The 23,225-nt window shown below is 33.0% G+C and carries 22 protein-coding genes and 1 tRNA gene; 8 read left to right on the top strand and 15 right to left on the bottom strand.

Features of this window, described 5'->3' with window-relative positions:
• The first annotated feature begins 25 nt into the window (after positions 1-25).
• Positions 26-778 (top strand): SDR family NAD(P)-dependent oxidoreductase, encoded by a 753-nt coding sequence (locus ACTJIW_RS00275; protein ID WP_073408865.1) that lies wholly within the window; start codon positions 26-28, stop codon positions 776-778.
• Between the two features lie 311 nt (positions 779-1,089).
• Entirely contained in the window at positions 1,090-4,521 is a 3,432-nt protein-coding gene (locus ACTJIW_RS00270) for a T9SS type A sorting domain-containing protein (protein WP_433813418.1), read from the top strand.
• Between the two features lie 62 nt (positions 4,522-4,583).
• Here ACTJIW_RS00270 and ACTJIW_RS00265 read toward each other — a convergent pair whose 3' ends face one another.
• The 5 genes from ACTJIW_RS00265 to ACTJIW_RS00245 form a co-directional block, all read right to left on the bottom strand.
• Positions 4,584-5,111 carry a MepB family protein gene (locus ACTJIW_RS00265; protein ID WP_440715416.1) on the bottom strand — a complete coding sequence of 176 codons (528 nt, stop codon included), beginning with the start codon at positions 5,109-5,111 and terminating at the stop codon, positions 4,584-4,586.
• A 42-nt stretch (positions 5,112-5,153) separates the two neighbouring features.
• On the bottom strand, positions 5,154-7,130 hold the full coding sequence (locus tag ACTJIW_RS00260) for a hypothetical protein (RefSeq protein WP_440715417.1): 1,977 nt from the start codon (positions 7,128-7,130) through the stop codon (positions 5,154-5,156).
• On the bottom strand, positions 7,127-7,642 hold the full coding sequence (locus ACTJIW_RS00255; RefSeq protein WP_011921589.1) for an RNA polymerase sigma factor: 516 nt from the start codon (positions 7,640-7,642) through the stop codon (positions 7,127-7,129). The genes ACTJIW_RS00260 and ACTJIW_RS00255 overlap by 4 nt, the downstream gene beginning before the upstream one ends.
• Positions 7,643-7,729: 87 nt before the next feature.
• Complete coding sequence (locus ACTJIW_RS00250) at positions 7,730-8,128, bottom strand: hypothetical protein (protein WP_073408860.1); 399 nt, start codon at positions 8,126-8,128, stop codon at positions 7,730-7,732.
• A gap of 7 nt (positions 8,129-8,135) precedes the next feature.
• Positions 8,136-8,984 carry a protease complex subunit PrcB family protein gene (locus ACTJIW_RS00245; protein WP_440715418.1) on the bottom strand — a complete coding sequence of 283 codons (849 nt, stop codon included), beginning with the start codon at positions 8,982-8,984 and terminating at the stop codon, positions 8,136-8,138.
• A gap of 199 nt (positions 8,985-9,183) precedes the next feature.
• Between ACTJIW_RS00245 and rmuC the strand changes: the two genes are divergently transcribed.
• From rmuC to ACTJIW_RS00225, 4 genes are all read left to right on the top strand, one after another.
• Positions 9,184-10,557 (top strand): DNA recombination protein RmuC, encoded by a 1,374-nt coding sequence (gene rmuC / locus ACTJIW_RS00240; RefSeq protein ID WP_149206360.1) that lies wholly within the window; start codon positions 9,184-9,186, stop codon positions 10,555-10,557.
• A 122-nt stretch (positions 10,558-10,679) separates the two neighbouring features.
• On the top strand, positions 10,680-11,228 hold the full coding sequence (locus tag ACTJIW_RS00235; RefSeq protein ID WP_011921585.1) for an acyl-CoA thioesterase: 549 nt from the start codon (positions 10,680-10,682) through the stop codon (positions 11,226-11,228).
• A 43-nt stretch (positions 11,229-11,271) separates the two neighbouring features.
• Positions 11,272-11,667 carry a VOC family protein gene (locus ACTJIW_RS00230; RefSeq protein ID WP_011921584.1) on the top strand — a complete coding sequence of 132 codons (396 nt, stop codon included), beginning with the start codon at positions 11,272-11,274 and terminating at the stop codon, positions 11,665-11,667.
• 341 nt (positions 11,668-12,008) lie between these two features.
• On the top strand, positions 12,009-12,581 hold the full coding sequence (locus ACTJIW_RS00225) for a YceI family protein (RefSeq protein ID WP_149206361.1): 573 nt from the start codon (positions 12,009-12,011) through the stop codon (positions 12,579-12,581).
• Positions 12,582-12,585: 4 nt separating this feature from the next.
• On the opposite strand, the gene ACTJIW_RS00220 is transcribed toward ACTJIW_RS00225, so the two are convergent.
• Positions 12,586-13,497, bottom strand: coding sequence for a TIGR01777 family oxidoreductase (locus ACTJIW_RS00220; RefSeq protein ID WP_440715419.1), 912 nt, complete (start codon positions 13,495-13,497; stop codon positions 12,586-12,588).
• A gap of 98 nt (positions 13,498-13,595) precedes the next feature.
• Here ACTJIW_RS00220 and ACTJIW_RS00215 point away from each other — a divergent pair, with 98 nt between their 5' ends.
• A complete protein-coding gene (locus tag ACTJIW_RS00215; protein WP_121360286.1) occupies positions 13,596-14,258 on the top strand; it encodes a TetR/AcrR family transcriptional regulator in 663 nt (220 codons plus the stop codon).
• Positions 14,255-15,559, top strand: coding sequence for an ABC1 kinase family protein (locus ACTJIW_RS00210; protein WP_440715420.1), 1,305 nt, complete (start codon positions 14,255-14,257; stop codon positions 15,557-15,559). The genes ACTJIW_RS00215 and ACTJIW_RS00210 overlap by 4 nt, the downstream gene beginning before the upstream one ends.
• A gap of 186 nt (positions 15,560-15,745) precedes the next feature.
• On the opposite strand, the gene ACTJIW_RS00205 is transcribed toward ACTJIW_RS00210, so the two are convergent.
• The 9 genes from ACTJIW_RS00205 to ACTJIW_RS00165 all read right to left on the bottom strand — a co-directional run.
• Positions 15,746-17,041 (bottom strand): cryptochrome/photolyase family protein, encoded by a 1,296-nt coding sequence (locus ACTJIW_RS00205; RefSeq protein ID WP_440715421.1) that lies wholly within the window; start codon positions 17,039-17,041, stop codon positions 15,746-15,748.
• Between the two features lie 191 nt (positions 17,042-17,232).
• Complete coding sequence (locus tag ACTJIW_RS00200; protein WP_011921578.1) at positions 17,233-17,742, bottom strand: SRPBCC family protein; 510 nt, start codon at positions 17,740-17,742, stop codon at positions 17,233-17,235.
• A 32-nt stretch (positions 17,743-17,774) separates the two neighbouring features.
• Positions 17,775-18,215, bottom strand: coding sequence for a sterol desaturase family protein (locus ACTJIW_RS00195; protein WP_011921577.1), 441 nt, complete (start codon positions 18,213-18,215; stop codon positions 17,775-17,777).
• Positions 18,216-18,450: 235 nt separating this feature from the next.
• A complete protein-coding gene (locus tag ACTJIW_RS00190) occupies positions 18,451-19,290 on the bottom strand; it encodes a phytoene/squalene synthase family protein (protein ID WP_011921576.1) in 840 nt (279 codons plus the stop codon).
• Between the two features lie 4 nt (positions 19,291-19,294).
• Positions 19,295-20,761 (bottom strand): phytoene desaturase family protein, encoded by a 1,467-nt coding sequence (locus ACTJIW_RS00185; RefSeq protein ID WP_440715422.1) that lies wholly within the window; start codon positions 20,759-20,761, stop codon positions 19,295-19,297.
• Between the two features lie 37 nt (positions 20,762-20,798).
• Positions 20,799-21,698 carry a MerR family transcriptional regulator gene (locus ACTJIW_RS00180; protein ID WP_011921574.1) on the bottom strand — a complete coding sequence of 300 codons (900 nt, stop codon included), beginning with the start codon at positions 21,696-21,698 and terminating at the stop codon, positions 20,799-20,801.
• Between the two features lie 206 nt (positions 21,699-21,904).
• Complete coding sequence (locus tag ACTJIW_RS00175; protein ID WP_073408850.1) at positions 21,905-22,405, bottom strand: tetratricopeptide repeat protein; 501 nt, start codon at positions 22,403-22,405, stop codon at positions 21,905-21,907.
• A gap of 192 nt (positions 22,406-22,597) precedes the next feature.
• Positions 22,598-22,670: transfer RNA gene (locus ACTJIW_RS00170), tRNA-Lys, on the bottom strand.
• A 175-nt stretch (positions 22,671-22,845) separates the two neighbouring features.
• On the bottom strand, positions 22,846-23,225 hold a 380-nt coding region (locus tag ACTJIW_RS00165; RefSeq protein WP_440718429.1), incomplete at its 5' end, for an XRE family transcriptional regulator.

Genomic DNA, 23,225 nt, shown 5'->3' with positions numbered 1-23,225 from the left:
GTACAAATTTTTAAAAATATAAAAAATGGCACTTTTAGAAAATAAAGTAGCTTTTGTATCTGGAGGCGGTTCAGGAATTGGACGCGCAGTAGCAGAAGCCTACGCTCGAGAAGGAGCAAAAGTTGTAGTTTCGGATATTAATGTTGAACACGGTGAAGAAACCGTAAAAGTTATAAAAGCCAGCGGCGGAGAAGCTTTTTTTGTAAAAGGAGATTCGTCGAGTGCAAGTGATAATAAACACATGGTTGAGGTGGCTGTTTCAAAATACGGCCGATTGGATATTGCCTGCAACAATGCCGGAATGGGCGGACCTGCAAAACCAACCGGAGAATACGAACCGGAAGCCTGGGATCGTGTAATTGCACTTAATTTAAGCGGTGTATTTTATGCTTGTCGTTATCAGCTTGAGCAAATGGAAAAAAATGGCGGCGGAAGCATTGTTAACATAGCTTCTATTCACGGTCAGGTTGCGGCGCCGTTAAGTCCTGCTTATACGGCTTCGAAACATGGAGTAGTAGGGCTGACAAAAAACATCGCAGCTGAGTATGCACTAAAAAATATTCGTTGTAATGCTGTTGGTCCGGGTTATATCGAAACGGCACTTCTAAAAGATAATATGAATAAAGACACAATGAATGCGGTTGCGGCAAAAGCACCTATGAACCGTTTAGGAACAGCAGAAGAAATTGCCGAACTGGTAACTTTTTTAAGTTCTGAAAAATCATCTTTCACAACAGGAAGTTATATTATTGCCGACGGTGGTTATACCGCAGTTTAATTCTTTTTGTGCTAAATAGTTTACGAAAAGCTGTCTCTTTTGAGACAGCTTTTTTTGTTTTAGAAAATAACATTTATACAAATAAAGAGTGTTTTCTTGTTAAAATTAAATATTGTATGTAAAAAACTACTATAACAGAAAAACTCCAGAAAACGCGTTATACTTAAGAATAATGAAATTTTAAAGCTAAAAATATGATTTTTTCTGACAGATGTTTATAAATTACGTTACGATAACTTTATGTTTTTACAATATTCTCTTAACTTTAAACTAGATAAATTTGAATTCTAAAAACTCTATTATAAAAACGTATGAAAAACAATTACTCTTTTCGTCATTTGATGACATTTTTAGGTTTTTTTTATTGCTTTACGCTAAGTGCACAAACAATGCCGGCGGCACAGACTTTACCTGTTGAACAAAATTTTGAATCATGGCTGGCTGCAGATGCACAGTTTCCAGCTGGGTTTCAGGGTTGGACTCTTGGTGGTAATGACTCTGGAGTAACTCAATATCTAACTTCTCCAACTTTTACAGATTATAACACTATACTTACTGGTAAAGGTGCAAATACTAATTCAGGAGGATTTTATAATTATGTTGGTAAACTAGGATTTTTAAACACGGGGAGTGTTAATCTTAATATTGGTTTTGCTTTTTCAAGTGTTGGAACAACAAATGTTCAGGTTCAGTATGATGTTATGACTATTAGAAATCCTTCTGATGCCTCAAACACGAGAGTAAATGAAGTGATTTTGCAATATAGAGTTGGAACAACTGGAGATTTTATTTCGCTTTTAGGAACTGCATATCGAAATAATTCTACAACTCAAACAGGAACAAATGTCTATCTTCCACAAAATTCCCAACTAAGAAAAATCACTTTACCTGCAGAATGTGATAATCAGCCTGTAGTTCAAATCCGTTGGGCTTCAAGACAAGTTTCAGGGGGTGGAGGACGTCCATCTTTTGCAATTGATAATTTAGATATTAGAAAAGATACTTTTGCTCCAGCTAATGTTTCTGGTTACCCAAAAACAGCTAATGTTTTAGGAGAAAGTTTCGACTTTATTAACAAAATTGATGAGGTTGGAAAAACGTATTATGTTCTACTTCCAGGAGGCAGCGCAGAACCAACAGTTGCACAAATAAAAGCAGGTCAGGATTCAAATGGAACAGCAGCTTTACAAGCAGGAATTTTTGATATAACAAATCCTGCTCTGGAATATATAAAAAGTTTTACAGGATTACCGTTAAGTACAGCATATTCTATTTTTTCTATTTCAGAAGATATCGCTGGAAATATTCAGGCATCAGTTAATAAGATAGATGTAACAACATTAAGTGTGATGCCTCCTGCTATATCTACATCAGTTAGTGTATTGAATTTAGGTGGTACTGAACCAAATTTTGATGCTTTAACAAAAAGCTACCAAATAGGAGCTTCTGATCTTACTGCAAATGTAGTGCTTACTGCATCAGGAAGTTTTACTATTTCTAAAGATAATGTAACATTCACATCATCTTTAACTTTTGTTCCTGCTGATTTTGATTCTAATGTAACTCCCACTATTTATGTAAAATTTACTCCAGCTTCGGTTGGAAGTTTTACTGGTTCAATTACTCATGAAACAACAGGAGGGACAACAAAGACATTAAGTTTAACAGCTCTTGGAGTAAACCCTTTTGTGCAAAATTTTGATGATGCAAATGTTTTTGTAAATAGCAAGTGGTCTCAATATAATGAGGCTGGGCCAATAAACAAATGGGCTTACACTAACCAGACACGTAATGTTAACTCTGGAACTGGAGCAGTTTTAATAAACGGATATTCAGATGCTGGAGCAAGTAAAGATTGGTTAATTTCTCCAAGATTACGATTAGATAGTTTTGCTCAAATTCCGTTATTATCTTTTTATTCTCGTCAGTTTTATGATGGACCATCTTTAAAATTGGTAGTTTCTACAAATTATGATGGAGTAAGTGATCCAAATACAGCAACGTGGATACCACTAGAAGGTAAATTTCCGGGTAATACAGGAACTTATACGAAATCTGAGTTTATAAATTTAGCAGCTTATAAAACAGACCATACATATTTAGCCTGGGTTTACGAAACAACTTCTGGCGGGAATGGAAACGCAGCTGAATGGTCATTTGATGACTTTGCTATTGTTGACGGATCAAAATATGTGGACGCGAACCCAATTTTAGATTTTGCAGATGTAAGTCCAAATTCTGTTTCTGCTAGTCAATCTTTTGTTTTTAATGCAGCTGGCTATGATGATATCACTATTGCAGCTCCGGCTTCTTATGAATTATCATTAGACAATATTTCGTTTTTATCAAGCATTGTTGTTTCTGCTGCAGATGCTGCAGTAGGAAAAACAGTTTACGCAAGATTTGCTCCAACAACAAAAGAAGTATTAATTTCTGGTGTATTAACCCTTACAGGAACATCTCTAAACAAACAAATTGGCTCATTTACCGGATCTTCAATATTAAAAGAAGATACTTATGATGTGGTAACTTATAATTTAGAATTTTTTGGAACTGATGCTAAAGATGCAACTGGTAAAGAATTTGGACCAACAAATGATGATTTACAAATAGAAAATGTGGCGAAAGTAATGAACAAATTAAACGCAGATGTTTATGTAGTTCAAGAAGTTTCTGATGAAATAGCATTAAATACTCTAATTCAAAAAATTAGCGTTAACGGAAAAACATTTGATAAGACAATCTCAACTTCTTGGTCTTACTCATTTCAAGCTTTAGATCCATATTTCCCACCTCAAAAACTGGTTGTAATTTACAATACTCAAACCACTACTGTAAAGAGTACAAAAGTATTATTTAAAGATTTATATGATCAAGTTAGATTTAATACTGTAGTTTTACCGGGCTATCCAGGAACAGATACTCCGCAAAAAAACGATGATAGTTTTTTCTCATCAGGACGTCTTCCTTATTTGGTACAAGTTGAAGCTAATGTTGGCGGAGTTAAAAAAGAAATTAACTTAATTGATCTTCACGCACGTGCAAACAGTGGAACAGATATATCGAAATATAATCAGCGTAAATATGATATTGATTACCTGAAAGATGCATTAGATGCAGAATATCCAGACGCAAATTTGATTCTTTTAGGAGATTTTAATGATGACGTAAAAGCTTGGGTTGGTAACGCAAATACACCATCATCTTACAAGAAATTTGTAGACGATACTACTAATTATAATGCTTTAACATTAGGTATCAGTCAAGCAGGAGCTTATAGTTTCTTAAGTTCACAAGGATTTTTAGATCATATCTTAATTTCAAGTGAATTAAATGAAGATTATATCGCTAACTCGATTACAGTTTATGATCCTCGTAATGATATTGCAAATTACACAACGACAACTTCAGATCACGGACCGGTAATTGCACGTTTCAACTTGAAACAAGATGTACTTTCGACACCAGATTTTGGAACTAAAAACGGATTTTACGTAAAAGCATATCCAAACCCTACATCTGATGTAATTAATTTTACAGTTAAAACAAACGAAAGTAAAAATCTTAAATTAAGACTTTACGACTTAAACGGACGTGCTTTAGGAAATCCAATTGATATTCAAAGCAGCGAAGAAGTAAATACAACTGTAATGTCTTTACGCAATTTAAATGCAGGACTTTACATTTACACTTTATCAGAAAACAATAAAGTAGTATACAAAAACAAAATCTTAAAGAATTAATTAAGATTATACTAATTAAAAAAAGGCAGTTCAATTCGAACTGCCTTTTTTGTTTTTTTTTATTATTTTTTGCCAAGCAAATGTTTCGCACGATTTAAGTCTGTTTTGTCTGAAACAAACAAGAAATAATCCAATTGCCATTGCTGTGTTTTTTGAGCCTGTTTACTCGTTGTTTCATCCCAGGGCGGATAAACTCTCGTAGCCCTTATTCCTTCTTTAGCTTCTGAGGTGAAAACACCTTTTTTAAGTAAAATTTCTTTTGGAAAAATAAACTGTCCCAATAAATCCTCTTTTTGAACACTTACAATAACAAAATCGATGTTATCTTTATAATCAAAAGGTTCAATTATGCCGTTTATATTGCGTTTCCATAAAGTTACAAACTGACCCGTTTTAGTGGGCGTAATTTTGGCAGATCTAAATTTAATCTGGCTTTCGCCGATTTTAAAATCAAACGCATCATATTCCTGACTTTCCTTTTCGGGTTGAGGTTCAGAAGATTCAAAACCGCAGATGTCATAAACTAATTCTTTGGCAGTAAGTAAATTTTTAGGAAGACTTAAGTCCTTCCAATTGTTTTTAAAAGTCATTTTAAGTGAAGTATTTTTCGAAATTACGAAAAAATAACCTCATTAAAAGTTAACATTCAAACCAAAATTTAATCCCCATTGAAACTGATTGAAAGACTGGCTGTTTAGCGGATTTGCATAATAATTTACAGCAGGTTCTACAAAAACATTTGTTTTCTTGTAAACGCGATATTGAATCGTACTGCTTAACGTAGAACCATAAACATAATCATTTGCGTTTATATTTTCGCCAATAGAAGTACCGTCTAAAGCCACATTATTCGAAATTAATTTACCAACAAAAGCCCCGGTATTCAAATTGATGCTAGTTTTCTTTCTGTTAAAAATCGAATATGAAACCTCCAAAGGCATTTCCAGATATCGTAAATTCTGATCTAGGTTACCAGTTTGAATATTACTGCTGTTTATGGCTTCTTTTGCATTATTTGAAACCAGTACATAATTGGCATCACTGGTAAATTGTGATGGACCAGCACTTTGAGCAAAATAATCAACCGGAGTAAAAAGAGCACTGTTTTTAGCATTATAATACGAAACATTCGCAACACTCTGCCCAAGTTCATTAATCTTAAATCCAGAAGCAACGGCCCATTTTTTATTGATTTTATACTGTGTTTTTACACCGTACGAATTACTTTGTTTAGAATCGTTTACATTTCCTAAAGTTTTGTTTTTGCTGTAGTTTTCAGAATTTGCAACTCCGGCAAAAACTTGTAAAGCCCATTTATCAGCTTTAGAAAGCAGTTTGTCTTCTTTTTTCTTTTTCTCTTCTTCTGGAGTTACAATTCCTTTTTCCAAATTTTGAAGTTCAGCCAGCTGTGCAGAATCTTTTTTAGTTAAAACATTCACGTTTGTAAAAGCAGTATTTCCTTTCGAATTGTCTTTTTGAACACTTGCAATGCTTTTATCAGTTGATGTTTTTTGAATGTTTTGTTTTTCTTTATTAGAATTTACAGCATTTTGATTTCCATTTAAACCAGAATTTGAACCTGTAAACGCAATAGTATTGTTGTTTTTTGAATTTGGAATATTTTCAAAAATTGAATTAGAGATTTGATTTTTCTGACCTGCATTAAATTTATTCTGTTTTCCTCCATTAAATGTTTTCTCCGCAAGAACCTTATCTGCGTTTCTTTTTTCAATATCTGATAACTGACTTTTTGATGCCGAATTTAAACGATCAGCCTGATTAGGACTAAATGTTTTTTCGGCTAAAGCCTGATTTGTTTTCCCGGTTTTATTACCAGAAAATTGATTTTTAGAAGCCGGAATAAATGCATTCTCTTTAGCAGGAACGTATGTTTTTTCGGCTGCAAGCTGATTTGTTTTTCCGGTTTTATTACCAGAAAATTGATTTTTAGAAGCAGGATTAAATGTATTTTCTTGAGCAGGAACATATGTTTTTTCTGCAACAGTCTGGTTAGACTGACCATTTTTACTGCCCGGAAACTGATTTTTAGAATCCGGATTGAATTTGTTTTCTTTTACAGGTGTTAATGATTTTTCAGCTACAGTTGTATTATTGTTTAAACTGTTTTTTCTCCCATTTGATTTTGGTGCAAATGAATTTTTATTCAATTTGTTTTGAGAATCGGAGCCAACTGTTTCTGTTTGCTGTGTTTTGTTTAATTGATTTTCGGATTGATTTATTGTTTCTTCTGATGATGAAATTTGATTGTTGTTTTTTGATTGATTATTGATGTCGTTTTCTATAGAACGTTCAGTATTTTTATTTGTCTTTTCGGCATTGTTTTCTTTCTGATCAAGGACAATGCTGTTGTTCTCTAAAGTGTTATTTTGAATTGGGTTTGTCTGTTTATCACTAGAAGAAAAATGTAAAACAGACGGAAGCATTAAGCCTAATAATAAGCATGCAGCAGCCGACCACCAAAGAATAACTCTCTTCTTCTTTTTAGGCTTGTCTAGTTTTTCTTCAATCTGACTCCATAATTCAGGAGGCGGAACACTCGAAAAGTCTTCCATTGATGAAAAAATATCTTCTATTTTGTGCTTCTTCATGCCGTCTTAAAATTTTTTATGCTCAATATTTTTTTTTGCAAAATGTGCTTTGCCCGATTTAAATTTGATTTTGATGTTCCTTCTGAGATTTTTAATAAATCGGCTATTTCTTTGTGCTTCATTTTTTCAAAAACATACAGGTTAAAAACCGTTCGGTACTGATCTGGTAAATCCCGTATATATTCCAGTAATTTTTCTTGTTCTATTGGGAGTACTTCTAGTTCTTCTTCTTCAACAAAATCTGTATCCGGATCAAAAACATCCAAAAAGAAACTTTCTTTTTTCTTCTTGTTTAAAGTCTCGATGAGTTTGTTTATAAAGATCCGTTTGAGCCATCCTTCAAAACTTCCCTCAAATTTATATTGGCTTATTTTCTGAAAAACAATCACAAAGGCTTCCTGAAAAACATCCTTTGCATCATCTTCATTCTTCATATATTTAAGGCATATACCATATAAAACAGGAGAGAACAACTGATAAATTTTCAGTTGTCCCTCTCTGTCATTTTTCATGCACAGCTTAATATATTTTTCTAAATCGTCTTTCAAGAAAATGGTTGCTTTTGGTTTTGCAAAAATAGTTTTTATAAGGTTATAAAACTACCTTTTGTAGATAGTTCGAACAGGATCAGCATTATTACTTGTAATTGTTAGGTTTTGATTATCAAGGTTTTCTATGATATATGTTTTCCCTTCAAAAGTAATTAAGTCATGCTCTGCCTGATCTAAAAAACCAAGGCCTTTTTCTATTTGATAATTGCTTACTCTAATTTCAACATTGTTTTTATACGTAATAACTTTTCCTTCCGGAGTAAAAATTACCTTTTTTGTAAACCCAATAGTTTTAGGAGTTACCGTATAAGGATTAGCTCCGCTTCCAATTGATTTTTCCCATATCCAGGTATTTACAATAGAACCCGCACCTTCAGTTGTAGATTCTAATGAGTATGCCGAAGAAAAAAGAGTGATAACAATTAAAAATATAAAATGCTTTTTCATACTGCTGTTATTTTAAGCTTGTAATTTTATCCTGAATCGCTTTTTTAAATGCTTTTACTTCAGTACTTTGATCTGCCGTGTCGGTATTGTCAATAAAAACTTTAGTAACATCAATTCCTTTGCGTAATTCAAAGTAAATACCTTGTGAATCAGGAGCGCCGTAAGTTTTTGTCTGACCTTTTAAAGCAGTAATTTCAGCAGGAATGCTTTTTGAAAATAAAGTATATTCACTTCTTTTTGCTTTTTGAGAATATTTATATTGGCTGAAATCATATTTACCAGTTATTACATTCTGAAAATTCAAAATATTATAGTCATTGATCTGGAAGAAAGAATTAGTAGTGCCAAAACTTCCAATTATAATATTATCAGCACTTTCGTTAGTTCTGTTAAAATAAATAGGTTTACTGGTTTTTGGAATCAGAATAAAATCTGATGGATAAGTTGGAGCCTGAGTGATATTTTCGCCTGCAAGAGGTGCTTTCTCAAAAAAGTTAATGGTAATCTGGCAGCTGTTTTCTACCATTGAAGTTATTTTTATGGCATAACCGCTTGTAGGTTTTGCACCTGCAAAAATTCCAACCAATAAATTTTTACTAAAATCAATGTTAGGATCGCTGGCTACAGAACAAGTATTTTCATGTTTTGTAAAATAAGTATCCATTTTTTCTTGTGACTCCAGTACATAGGCAGTCGGGTTATTAGGAAGTGATTTTACACTATAATTACATAAAAGGGGAAAACCTGTAAAAGATACATCCACATCGTTTCCACAGCTTACATTATAATCGTCGTTATTAAGCGAGCATCCATTCAATCCAAAAGCTATAAATAAGCTCAACATTAATTTTTTCATGATAAAATTTTAATAGGTTATATCATGTAGATGAACGTCTTATAAAAAGGTTGCGTAAAAAAATATTTTTTTAAGGATTTCCGTAAATCTTATTTAGATTGTTTGTTTAATTTAGAACTCATACTAATTCGTGAAATTTTAATTTTTAGAATCCCGAACTACGTATTATTGCGTACTTTTACTTAATAAAAACTTAGTTATGTTTGATTTTCTTCCATATTTAACAGCTTTTGTAGTGGCTTTGTTCTTAGGGATTTATTTAGGAAAAATATTGTTTTCGGCTAAATTTCAGTCGGAGAAAGTTTCTCTGGAAGAAAGACTCAATGCAAATGCCAATCAGTTACAGCAGCAAAAAGAACAGTTTGATATTGAAAGAAACAATTTTCAGAAACAGTTTCAATTATCCAATTCTGAAAAAGAAAGTATCAGAACAGAAAAAGACAGTCTGGCAATTCAGCTTTCTAAAAAAGAAGTCGATTTTGAAAACTTATGGGAACGCCACAAAGAGCAAAAAGCTGAAATAAACGAACTGCAGGAAAAATTTACCAAAGAGTTTGAAAACCTTGCCAATAAAATCCTTGAAGAAAAATCAGCCAAATTTACAGAGCAGAACAGCGAAAACATGAAAAATATTCTGTTACCGCTTCAGGATAAAATTCACATATTTGAACAAAAGGTAGATCAGACTCATAAAGAAAGTATTGATTATCATGCCGCACTCCGCCAGCAGATTATTGGATTAAGCGAGATGAACGCACAAATGAGTAAAGAAACCCTAAACTTAACTAAGGCATTAAAAGGAGACAGTAAAATGCAGGGCAATTGGGGCGAATTAGTTTTAGAACGCGTTCTCGAAAAATCAGGTTTAGAAAAAGGCCGTGAATATGAAGTACAGCAGAGTTTTGTAAATGCAGAAGGAAATCGTGTTATGCCCGATGTAATTATCAATTTACCCGATGGAAAGAAAATGATTGTTGATTCTAAGGTTTCTCTTGTCGCTTATGAAAGATGGGTAAATGAAGAATCTGATTTATTGAAAATCGATTTGCTGAAAGAACACGTTTTGTCTATAAAACGTCACGTAGAACAACTCGGAAACAAGAATTATCATGATTTATATAGAATGGAAAGCCCGGATTTTGTTTTGCTTTTTATTCCAATAGAACCCGCTTTTGCTATTGCCTTAAACGAAGATTCGACATTATATACAAAAGCTTTCGACCGAAATATTGTAATCGTAACCCCAAGTACATTATTAGCTACTTTGCGAACAATTGACAGTATGTGGGCTAACCAAAAACAACAGGAAAACGCTTTTGAAATTGCCAGACAAGCCGGAGCTTTATACGATAAATTTGAAGGTTTTGTAACTGATTTGGTTCGAATAGGAAACAAAATAAAAGATACAAAAACAGAATACGAAAACGCCATGAACAAATTGGTCGACGGAAAAGGAAACCTTATTACAAGTGTTGAGAGATTGAAAAAAATGGGAGCAAAAGCCAAAAAATCACTTCCTGAAAACATTATCAACAGAGCTTTAAATTCTGATGAAACCGAATTACTGAATTAAAAAACATTTTAAACACATAGCTATGTTTGTTAATGCAAGTGAAACGCCTTTAACGACATTGAAAACTATGTTTCTATGTGTTTAAAATAATAATTATAGAAATTTCCAAAAACAAAACAAACATGACTGCAGATTACAAACCCGTTTCATCATCAAAAATTAGTATATCAGAATTAATGCTGCCTTCGCACACCAATTTCAGCGGTAAAATACACGGAGGATATATTTTGCAATTGCTGGATCAAATTGCTTTTGCTTCTGCATCAAAATTCAGCGGCAATTATTGTGTAACGGCTTCTGTAGATACAGTAAACTTTTTAAAACCAATAGAAGTTGGAGAATTGGTAACTATGAAAGCTTCTGTAAACTATGTAGGAAGAAGTTCCATGATTGTGGGTATTCGTGTAGAAGCAGAAAACATCCAGACCGGAGTCATAAAGCACTGTAACTCGTCTTACTTTACAATGGTAGCCAAAGATAAAGATGGAAAAAGCGTTCAGGTTCCCGGACTTATTTTATCTAATCTCGAAGAAGTACGACGTTTTAGAAAAGCAATTAAACATATTGAAGTTAGAAAAGAAATCGAAGAACACGAAAAAATTACGACCGTAAACTCAATCGAGGACTTAGCGAGTTTAGATAAATACAATGTGCTCTTAGAAATCAGCTAAATTTTCCTATCTTTATTTAAATACATTTAAAAAAATAGTAAACATGGTAAAATTTGGATATACAATTTTGTACGTCGAAGACGTAGAAAAATCAATAGAGTTTTATGAAAACGTATTTGAATTTGAGAGGAAATTTATAAGTCCTGATAACGATTACGGAGAATTAAACACAGGAGAAACCACAATTTCGTTTGCATCAAAAAAATTGGGGGCTCAAAACTTAGAAGATGGTTTTCTGGAAAGCAGTTTAGAAGACAAACCCTTTGCCATAGAGTTAGCTTTTATAACAGACGATGTTGGGCATTTGGTACAAAAAGCAACTTCATTTGGAGCCGTTTTAGTATCAGAACCAAAGAAAAAACCTTGGGGACAAGTTGTAGCGTATGTAAGAGATACAGATGGGTTTTTATTGGAAATTTGTACGCCGGTACATTCTTAAAACATAGAAATTATACATTTTATACATTATTATTTTCTGCCGATATAGATATTCTGTTAGGGATTTAATATCGGTAGAAAAAAAATAAAATTACAGCCCATTTTTTGTCCCTTAGGAACATATTATTTCACATCCCAAAATCAGCATTTCACAAACAAAAACATTCACAAATATTTAGCATTAGTTCGAGAACTTTGCATATAGAAATTTCGTAACTTTAAGTGTAATCAATGGGTTACAGGATTTTTTCACGGAGTACTGCCGTTCTGTTTTTTTAAAGGCCAGTTTTTTCTCTTCTTAAAACAAAATAGAATGACATAATTGTTTAACTGCTGACGATTATGAAAAGAACTACATTACTTATTTTACTTTTTACCGCATTTTCGTTACTTGCTCAGGATAAATTTAAAACAACTACAGCAATTGTAAATTTTGAAGCTTCTGTTCCTTTTTTTGAAGAAGTAAAAGCGGTAAATAAGCTCGGAACTATTGTTCTTGAACCTTCAACCAGTACTTTGATCTGTACGGTTGTTATCAAAGATTTTCGTTTTAAAATGGATTTAATGCAGGAACATTTTAATGAAAATTATATTGAAAGCCATCGTTATCCTAAATCAGTTTTTAAAGGGAAAATCGAAAAATTTGACTTAAAAGATATTGACGGTCTTGAAAAAGAATACGATGTAAAAGGGAAACTTTATCTTCATGGAAAATCGAAAATAATCGAAATGAAAGCTTTAATTAAGCGAGTTCCTGAAGGAATACAAATTTCTTGTAATTATCCTATTTCAGTTTCAGACTTTAATATCGCCATACCAAGTGTCGTTGCCAATAAAATTTCGAAAACAGCCAATACTAATTTACTTGGTGTTGTACAAAACGGAGAAGAAAAAAAATATCTGACATTAAAATAAAACTTTAATGAATACAGCTAATTAATGCTTTTTCTAAATCTGTAAATTGAAATTCAAAACCTGTTCTTTGTATTTTTTCGGATGACACCCTTTGCCCTTTTAAAACAGCTTCGCTCATTTCGCCTAAAACAATTCTCAAAACAAAAGGAGGAACTTTGGGAAGCCATATTGCATATCCGTATAATGAAGCTAATAATCTGGAAAATCTAGCATTAGTTGTATTATCAGTAACAGCAGCATTGTACGGGCCATGCATTTGGTCATCTGTAACCGCTTTGCAATAAATCTGGCATAAATCTTCAATATGAATCCATGGCAGATATTGCTTTCCGGTTCCTAATGCAGCGCCAAAACCAGACTTAAAACTCGGATTCAGTTTTTTTAAAAAACCTTCATCTTTACCTAAAACAATCCCGGTTCTGATTTTTACAGTTCGAATTCCTAATTTTTCAATTTTATCGACTGCATTTTCCCATATCTGACAAGTGGTTCCTAAAAAATCATCTGCAGGCGGCGCGTCTTCTGTACAAACTTTATGACTTGTTACTGCGCCATAGATCCCAATTGCCGAAGCTGATATAAAACCATTTAGCTTTTTATTGTTTTTTTCTAAAACAGAAAAAATTAAATCGATAGGTTTTACACGACTGTGTATAATTGCTTTTTTTCTTTTTTTTGTCCAGCGTTTTTCAACTATTCCTTCTCCGGCTAAATGAATTATAAAATCAGCATTAAGGACCGCTTCTTCTTCAATATAGTCCTTATCTAAATTCCATTTATAATAAGTAACTGTATCCGTGTTTTCTTTTTTGTTTCTACTCAAAATTGATACAGTAAATCCGGCTCCAATAAGAAGATTTGTGAGGTAACTTCCAATAAAACCGCTTCCGCCTGTTAATAGAACATTTTGAGCCATAATAGTTTATAATATATTTAACAGTGTATATTGTTTAAGGATAAGTAAAGGTACTTAAACAATGTTTACCTTTATGGCAAATTCTAAATTTTAATAAAATGGCGGCTAAAAAAAAGGTAATTACCAAAGATGAAATCGTTTCACTATATATGGATCACGTTTTAGAAAAAGACCAAAAACCAAAATCGGTTTATCATTTTGCTAAAGAAAATGATTTTACCGAAGCCGATTTTTATTCCTTTTTTGGAACACTTGAAGGTTTAGAAAAAGAAATATTCCGACTGTTTTTTGAAAACACAGTCAATTTACTTCACACAAATGAAGAATATCAGCAGTATGATATGAAGAATAAAATGCTGAGTTTCTATTTTACTTTCTTCGAAGTTTTAACAGCAAACAGAAGTTATGTTTTGCAGACGCTTAAAGCAGACAGAAATCCGCTTAAAAATTTTGTACAGCTGACTACGCTTCGCGAAAGCTTTAAAAATTATGTTTCAGAAATCCTGACTGATGATTACAGACTGGAACAGGAAAAATTTCAGAAATTTCAGGAAAAAGCCATTCAGGAATCGGCTTGGCTTCAATTAATGCTGACAATTAAATTCTGGATGGAAGACGAATCGGCCGGATTTGAAAAGACAGACATTTTTATCGAAAAATCAGTTAATGCTTCATTTGAATTAATGAATGTAGCGCCAATGAATCATTTAATAGATTTTGGAAAATTTCTATTTAAAGAAAAAATACACAGCAGACAATGAAAACGATCGATTATATTCCAACTTCAAAAATAGAAAGAGCCGGAAAACTGGTTCAAACCGGAGCAAAAATTGGAGTAAACTACATTAAGCATTATGCCGAAAAAGTAGTAAATCCAGATTTGACCCGAGATAAATTAAACGAAAATAACGCCGAAGATATTTACGACGGACTAAAAAGCTTAAAAGGAAGTGCACTTAAAGTCGCGCAGATGTTAAGTATGGACAAGAATTTTCTGCCTCAGGCTTATGTAGAGAAATTCTCTTTGTCGCAGTTTTCTGTTCCGCCGCTTTCTGCACCTTTGGTTTTAAAAACTTTTAAAAGCAATTTTGGAAAAACACCTTATGAAATTTTTGATGAATTCAACCCAAATTCGGTAAACGCAGCCAGTATTGGTCAGGTACATCTGGCTAAGAAAAATGATAAAAAACTAGCCGTTAAAATTCAATATCCAGGTGTTGCCAATAGTATTTCTTCAGATTTGGCTTTGGTAAAACCAATTGCAATTCGAATGTTTAACCTGCAGGGAAAAGATTCTGATAAATATTTTAAAGAAGTTGAAGACAAACTAATCGAAGAAACTAACTATTTGCTTGAATTAAAACAAAGTCAGGAAGTAGTTGATGCCTGCGGTAAAATAGAAAATATCATTTTCCCGAATTATTATCCAGAGTTTTCATCAGAGAAAATCATTACGATGGATTGGATGACAGGAATTCATCTTTCTGAATTTACAGCTAAAAATACAGATCAGGAAGTGGGCGATAAAATAGGGCAGGCGCTTTGGGATTTTTATATGTACCAAATTCATGTTCTTCGAAAAGTTCATGCCGATCCGCATCCGGGAAATTTCTTGGTTAACGATCAAAATCAGTTAATTGCTTTGGATTTTGGTTGTATGAAACAAATTCCGGAGGAATTTTACACACCCTATTTTGAGTTAATCAACAAAAACGTGATTACAGATGAAGCGCTGTTTAATAAAAAGTTATTCGAATTAGAAATACTTCGTCCAGACGATACGCCGGCTGAAGTAGAATATTTTACAGATATGTTTCATGATTTGTTGTCGCTTTTTACAAGACCTTTTCAAAACGAAGCTTTCGATTTTGCCGATGAAACTTTTTTTAACGCTATCGCCGAATTAGGAAAACGTTTTTCAGAAGATACCAATCTGAAAAAAATGAACGGAAATCGTGGTTCTAAACATTTTATCTACATGAACCGCACTTTCTTCGGACTTTATAATTTAATGTTCGATTTGAAAGCGAAAATCATGGTTGATAATTATTTGAAGTACTAGTCATTGCGAGGAACGAAGCAATCTCATGAAGCATAATTTTGATATGTGGCTGCTTCGTTCCCAAGATTACAAAAATGAGTATAAATCTGCTCAATCTGCCAAATCTGCGTGAAACAAAAATTAAGGTTCCAGTAAATACCTGAAACCTGAAACCTGAAACCTGAAACCTGAAACAAAAAAACAAACCTATTTCAAAATTCCCGCTTTGTATGTTGCAATCGCACGATCTCTAGCAAAAGCATGATCTACCATTGGTTGTGCGTAGCCAAAATCAAATTCTGGAATCCATTTGCGGATGTATTCTCCTTTTTCGTCAAATTTCTTTTGTTGGATTTCGGGATTAAAAACTCTGAAATAAGGCGCAGCATCACAGCCAGTTCCTGCTGCCCACTGCCAGTTTCCTACGTTTGAAGCCAATTCAAAATCTAGTAATTTTTCGGCAAAATAAGCTTCTCCCCATTGCCAGTTAATTAATAAATGTTTGCATAAAAAACTTGCCACAACCATACGAACGCGATTGTGCATATAACCCGTTTCGTTAAGCTGACGCATTCCTGCATCTACCATTGGATAACCTGTGTTTCCAGAACACCAGCGTTTGAAATCTTCTTCGTTGTTTCGCCATTGAATTCCGTCATAAGCCGATTTAAAATTATGGTTTACACAATTCGGAAAACTAAAAAGAATCTGAATAAAGAACTCTCTCCAGATTAGTTCACTTAAAAAAGTTTGATTTTTTCGATTTGCCCAGTTTACCAGTTTGCGAATGCTTACCGTTCCAAAGCGTAAATGAGGCGAAAGGTAAGACGTACTGTCTAAAGCAGGAAAATCGCGTGTTTCTTTATAATTGGTAATTTGAGTTAAGTTGTGAGGAATGACTTTTATAGAGCTTTTTTCAAAACCAATTTCAGCCAAATCAGGAAATGAGAATTTGTTTTTCGCAAAATTTGAATGCATCGAACTTGAGTCACATTCAGGAACTGTTCCTAAAAAGTGATATTTTTCAAGCCATTTATTTTTATATGGAGTATAAACTGTGTAAGGGCTTCCATCCGCTTTTGTGATTTCTTTTTCTTCAAAGATTACATGATCTTTAAATGAAAAACATTCGACGTTATTTTCTTTTAAAAGAGAACAAATTGCCGTGTCGCGTTTAATTGCAAACGGTTCGTAATCTTTATTAAAAAATACGTTTTGAATGTCAAATTCTGAAAGAAGTGATTTCCAAACTGCTGTAGTTTTTCCTTTTTTAATTAAAATTGAAGATTCAAAAGTGTTTAATTCATTGTTTATTTTTTGAAGTGAATCATATATAAAACTGACTCTGGCGTCATTTTTAGGCAGATTATCCAGAATATCTTCATCAAAAATAAATAAAGGAATTACAGGAAAATCAGATTGTAAAGCATGAAATAATCCGGTATTATCTTCTAAACGCAAATCGCGTCTAAACCAGAAAAAGGAAACTTTTTGTTTTGTCATTGTGTAGTTTTCGCTTGACGAGTATTTTGTATTGTGAATAATTCTAAACACATAGAAACATAGATTTTATTTTTTCTTGCAGAAGAACAAAGAAACTGGTTTCTAACTCATAGCTATGTGTATTTTGATAAGTGAAACGGCTTTTCCTGCGCAATGAAAACTATGACTCTATGTGTTTAAAAAATAAAAAATTATATACTTTTTTGCTCTGCGTTAATTTGAATAATCTTTGGCTGTGATTTTGAATTAAACAATTCTTCGATTTTGTTATGACGGAAATCGAAAATAGTTTTCAATTTATTTTTTACTACTAACAAATTCATTAATCTTCCCAAAATTCCAAGCGGAAGTGCGTAGTGTACTATGTCAGTCATTTTGGTGCCGCCATCGGCAGTTTTTTCAAAAAAGTGTTTGTGATGCCATAATTTGTATGGGCCAAAACGCTGTACATCGATAAAATATTCGTTTTCCTTACAAGCCGTAATTTCGGTAACCCAGGAAATCTTAATTCCTAAAAGAGGTCTTAAAGTATAGGTTATAATTTGTCCGTGATACATTCGCTTATCGTCAAAATCTTTAATTTCAAAATTCATGTTATCAAGCGTAATGGTCTGCAGGTTTTTTGGACTGGAGAAAAAATCCCAGCAGTCTTCAACACTGGCATTTACATATTGAACGGTTGCTATTTTGTATAATTTCATAAATCAGTTTGTTGTAAATGTTACGAATCAAGTTACATTTTATAATACTTAAACGGTACAAACAACATTCCGAAACATTCTCCTTTTTCTTTTCCTAAGTGTTTATGGTGTATTTTATGAGCTTTTCTGAGTGCAATAAGGTATTTGTTTTTAGTGTTCTTAAACCATTTAAAACGCTGATGAATCAATACATCATGAATTAAAAAGTAACAAGCTCCGTAAAGTGTAACACCGCAGGCAATGAAAAACAAATAATTGAATCCGCCCTGAACACCAAAATAAAATAAGAGAATACTCGGAATGGCAAAAATGACAAAGAAAATGTCGTTGCGCTCAAAAGTATCTTCGTATTTCGGCTGATGGTGGTCAGAATGAAAATACCACATAAAACCGTGCATTACATATTTGTGTGTAAGCCAGGTAACACATTCCATAAACAGAAAAACGCCTATAAAAATTAAAAAAGAAATCATTTTATAAATGTTGTAAATTAAAATTATGACTTTATTTCCTTTGAGTTTAGCTTTAGATTATAAAAGATTGACTCTAATGAATATTTTTTTCAGTCCCCGATTTTCTCGTTTTGTCATCCTGAGCGAAGTCGAAGGATCGCAAGTAACTCCGTAACGATAATACAATCTTTGTCGAGCTTCTACCGATCCTTCGACTTCGCTCAGGATGACAAACTGTTGGCTGCTTAATATAAAATTAAACCAGTTTTAGCTTATAAGTAACAAACGACTGCGCCAAAAGCCCGGCTTTTGTATAATTAGAAACCCTGATTCTGGCATTTCCAATTTCATGCGACGGCGTATTTTTTAGTTTTTTGAGTAATTTTTTATAATAAACATAAGCTGTATAAACTCCAAACTTGGCTTCGATTGGCAGTTTTACAATTCCCTGATAAGCAATACGGAAATCTTCTTCAATTTCTTTGATAATCTGCTCTTTTGAATCTTCATTGAAATTGCTGAGGTTGATTCCTGGAAAATAGGCCCGGTTCAAAATCGTGCTGTCATCTTTTAAATCTCTCAAAAAATTGACTTTCTGAAAGGCAGATCCTAAACGCATGGCTTCTTCTTTTAGCTGTTCGTATTTTTGTTCTTTCCCCGAAACAAAAACCTTCAGGCACATTAAACCCACAACATCCGCAGAACCGTAAATATAATCAGCATACTCAGTTTGGGTATTGTACGTTGATTTAATCAAATCGAGTTTCATGCTTTTTAAAAACGCCTGAACCAAATCGTCGGTAATGTTATATTCTTTTACAGTATGCTGAAATGAGTTCAGGATAGGATTTAAGCTGATTCCTAATTCCATTGCTTTATAATATTCTTTTTCGAAATCATCAATCAGGTATTCTTTTTCGTAATCGTGAAAAGAATCTACGATTTCATCGGCAAAACGAACAAATCCGTAAATGCTGTAAATAGCGTCGCGAATGCTTGGTGACAGCATTTTTACGGCAATCGAGAAAGAAGAGCTGTAGTTTTTGGTAACCAGCTTACTGCATTTAAAAGAAACGGCGTCGAATAGTGATTTCATTTTTTTAAGATCTTAAAGATTTTTGAATTAATTCAGCGGCTAGTTTTCCAGAAATTAACGCAGGAGGAACACCTGGGCCGGGAACAGTTAATTGTCCTGTAAAATATAAGTTACGAACTTTTTTGCTTTTCAGTTTTGGCCGCAAAAAAGCCGTTTGTAATAAAGTATTGGCCATTCCGTAAGCATTTCCTTTGTACGCATTATAATCTTGTACAAAATCATTTTTACAGAATGATTCCTTAAAGATAATATTATTTCTAATTTCTTGTTGTGTAAGTTGTTCAAAACGAGTGATTATCTTTTCGAAATATTCTTCTCTAAGTGATTGATTGTCTTCAATTCCGGGTGCAAGCGGAATTAAGAAAAAACCGGTTTCCATTCCGTCTGGCGCACAAGTCAAATCAGTTTTGGATGGAAAATTGGCATAAAATAACGGTTCTTTTGGCCATTTCGGTTTATCATAAATATCAATTGCATGCTGATTAAAGTCAGTATCAAAAAATAAGGCGTGATGCGAAATGTTTTCGATTTTTTTATTGAAACCTATAAAAAACAGGAGCGAAGAAGGAGCGAAGATTCGGCTTTCCCAATAATTGTCAGAATAAGCGCGATGTTCTTTTTCTAATAAAGTCTCTGTATGCTGATAATCGGCTCCACTTAAAATAATATCAGATTTTATGATTTCGCCGTTAATAACAATTCCTGTGGCGGTTTTGTCTTCAACGATTATTTTTTCGATTGGCGAATTGGTTTTAATGGTTACGCCAAGTTCCAAAGCTAATTTTTCGATGCCGCGAATAACATCAAACATTCCCGTTTTAGGATGCCAGGTTCCAAGACCGAAATCGGCATAATTCATAAAATTGTAAAAGGAAGGCGTTTTAGTTGGTTTCGCACCGAGAAATAAAACCGGAAATTCAAGAATTTGAATCAGTTTTTTGTTTTTGAATTTTTTACGAATATCAGCACTAACATTTCCTAAAAACTGATTGAGTTTAAGGGCAGTTTCTTTCGTAACCAGTTCAAGCGGAGAAACTCCGGGACGATATACCAAATCTTTTATAGCAATATCGTAATTGCTTTTGGCCTGATTGATAAAGGTTTCAAGTTTTTGACCGCTTCCTTTTTCAATTTCTTCAAATGTATTTTTGATTGCTGCAAGATTATCATAAATGCTGATAAAATCATTTATGCCAAAATAAACCCGATAAGCCGGATTGAGTTTTACAAGCTCGTAATAATCTGAAGGTTTTTTGTTGAAATCCTGAAAAAAACGTTCAAAAACATCGGGCATCCAATACCAGCTTGGTCCCATGTCAAATGTAAAGCCGTCTTTTTTAAATTGTCGGGCACGGCCTCCAATTGTTGGATTTTTTTCATAAATAATCACTTTGTTCCCTTGTTGTGCCAAGTAACATGAAGCGGCTAACGAAGAAAAGCCTGATCCTATTATGGAGATTGTTTTTGTCATTTGTTTAACAAATATACAAAAACTTTAAACAAAGTAATTAAATTGTTTCCATTGTTTCTTCCATAGAATCGAAAATTCGGATTCTTTCGGGTAAATTTTTTCTGTCGATATGTTCAACCATTTTGCCCATAAGCCATACTTCATTGTTTTTTTGAAGTAGTTTTTGTCCCATCGATTTTACATATTGATTAATAACGCTTCGATCCGGCTGTATAGTCATGAAAGAAACAAAAGTGATGTTTTCAAAATGTTTGGTTAAATCCTGTAAGTTTTCGATAGGCATGCTTTCGCCTAAATAAATTGTCTTATATCCTTTTGATAAAATTTCATATTGAAGATATAATAACCCAATTTGATGAATTTCGTTTAACGGAAGAGAAAGCACAAAGATTCGGTCAGTTTTTGTTGGTTTCTGAATCTGCAGGCTTTCGGTATAAATTAAGATTTTCTGTTTAATCAAATGACTCATAAAATGTTCATTTGCTGGTGTTATGGTTTCAGACTGCCATAACAATCCTAATTCTTTTAATAAAGGTAAAAAATGCTCCTTAAAAACTTCTTTGAATGTTTTTTCAGAAATAAGCCAGTCAAAAGTGTTGAAAAATAATTCCTGGTCAAAATTCATCATCGCCATTTTAAAAGACGTGATGGCATAATTTTGAGAGTTTTTCTTTGATATAATTTCGCGGACTAATTGAGGGATTTTTTCCTCTGGATAAGTTGCGATTTTAGAAATTTTATAACCGTATTCGTGTAATAAAGTAATATTTAAAAGTTTCTGTAAATTCTGCAGGTTATAAAGCCTGATATTAGTATCGGTACGCATTGGTTCAAGAATGTTGTATCTCTTTTCCCAAATACGAATTGTATGTGCTTTAATTCCGGATAAATTCTCAAGATCTTTTATACTGAAAACAGTTTTTATATTGTTTATCATTTTTTTTGGTTAAGTGAACAAAAGTAAAATAAAATCTCAAAAAACCCTCGCAACTTGTTAAAAATCATAGATTACTAGGGGGTTACGTCGTTTTTAGCTTTAAAATTATTTACGAATAAAATGATTTGAAAGATTTTTTAGCGCATAAAAAAAGCAATCTGTAAATAAAATTTTACAGATTGCTTTTACTTGTTTTTTGCGTTTGGTTATTTACAAAATGAGTTTCTGTTTTTTATGGCGCTTTGGCTTCCTAATTCGATTGCTTTAGAAAAATCTTTGCATGAATTTTTCTTGTCTCCAATGTTGTTATAGGCCAAACCTCTTAAGTTGTAGGCAACATAGTCTCTTGGGTTTAAATCAAGACAAGAGGTGCAGTCACTAATTGCTTCTTTAAAATTTGATAGTTTAAAGTTTACATTGGCACGGCCTGTAAAAGCATCGGCATTCATGTTGTCTAATTCGATTGTTTTGTTAAAATCAGACATGGCGCCTTTTAAATCGTTTAGTTTGAACTTTGCAACGCCTCGATTTTGATAAGCTTCAACAAATTTAGAATCCTTGCCGATGGCTTTTGTGTAATCGGCGATTGCACTTTTGTAATTTCCGGCTGCAGCTTTATTAAAAGCTTTGTTAAAATAAATCGCTGCGGTTTGCGACCACGACGAAAAGCTTATCATAATAAATGATAGTACTAGTAGGTTTTTCATAAGACTAATTTGGGATTAGTGGTTTAATTATTTCTAAACGAAAATAAGAAAGTTTTTTTTGTAAGAGGATTTTTGGATCTGAATTTTTTCATCTGATTTTCACAATAGAAGTGTGAGTGATAAATTCAAAAAAAATATGGAAGGAAAAGTAGTAAATAAAAAAAGGCCAAGTAAAAAATACTTGACCTTTTGTGACCCGACTGGGGCTCGAACCCAGGACCCCATCATTAAAAGTGATGTGCTCTACCGACTGAGCTATCGAGTCTGTTGTTTTCTCGAATGAGGGTGCAAATATAAGTACTTTATTTAGTTTATGAAGCCTTTTTTTGCAATGATTTTTGTGATAAATTAGATTGTAGTTGTAAAAGCTTATTATGCAGTAGGATATGTTTTTTAAAATATCATAGTGCAGTATTCAAAGTCCTAATTTTCTGAATTATTTATTTGATTAGTTTCTCAAGTCTTTGCATCATCTCGTCTTTTTCTTTCAACATCCTCTCATACAAAGCAATTTTTTCTTCATGAAGCTGAATTATTTTGTCGATTGGATTGTTGTTAAAAGTTGGACTGTAATTTATTAAACCTTGAGTGTCGTGAAAAGTACTAGAAATAATATTTATTGCCTGTTCTTCGTTAAAATTCTGAAAAGCTTCTATCGGAATTTTTAATATTGCAGAAATTTGTTTTAGAAGATTTTCCTCAATTACATCTTTCTGCTCCAATAAAGAAATTTTCTTTTGGCTCCAGTCTTCGCCCAGATCATAAGCGAGTGCTTCCTGTTTTATGTTAAGCATTTCTCTAAAACGTTTTACGTTTCTTC

This window comes from Flavobacterium sp. 22659, from assembly GCF_052044235.1.
Taxonomy (GTDB): Bacteria; Bacteroidota; Bacteroidia; order Flavobacteriales; family Flavobacteriaceae; genus Flavobacterium; species Flavobacterium johnsoniae.
This window is presented reverse-complemented; position numbering and strand designations above follow the sequence as displayed.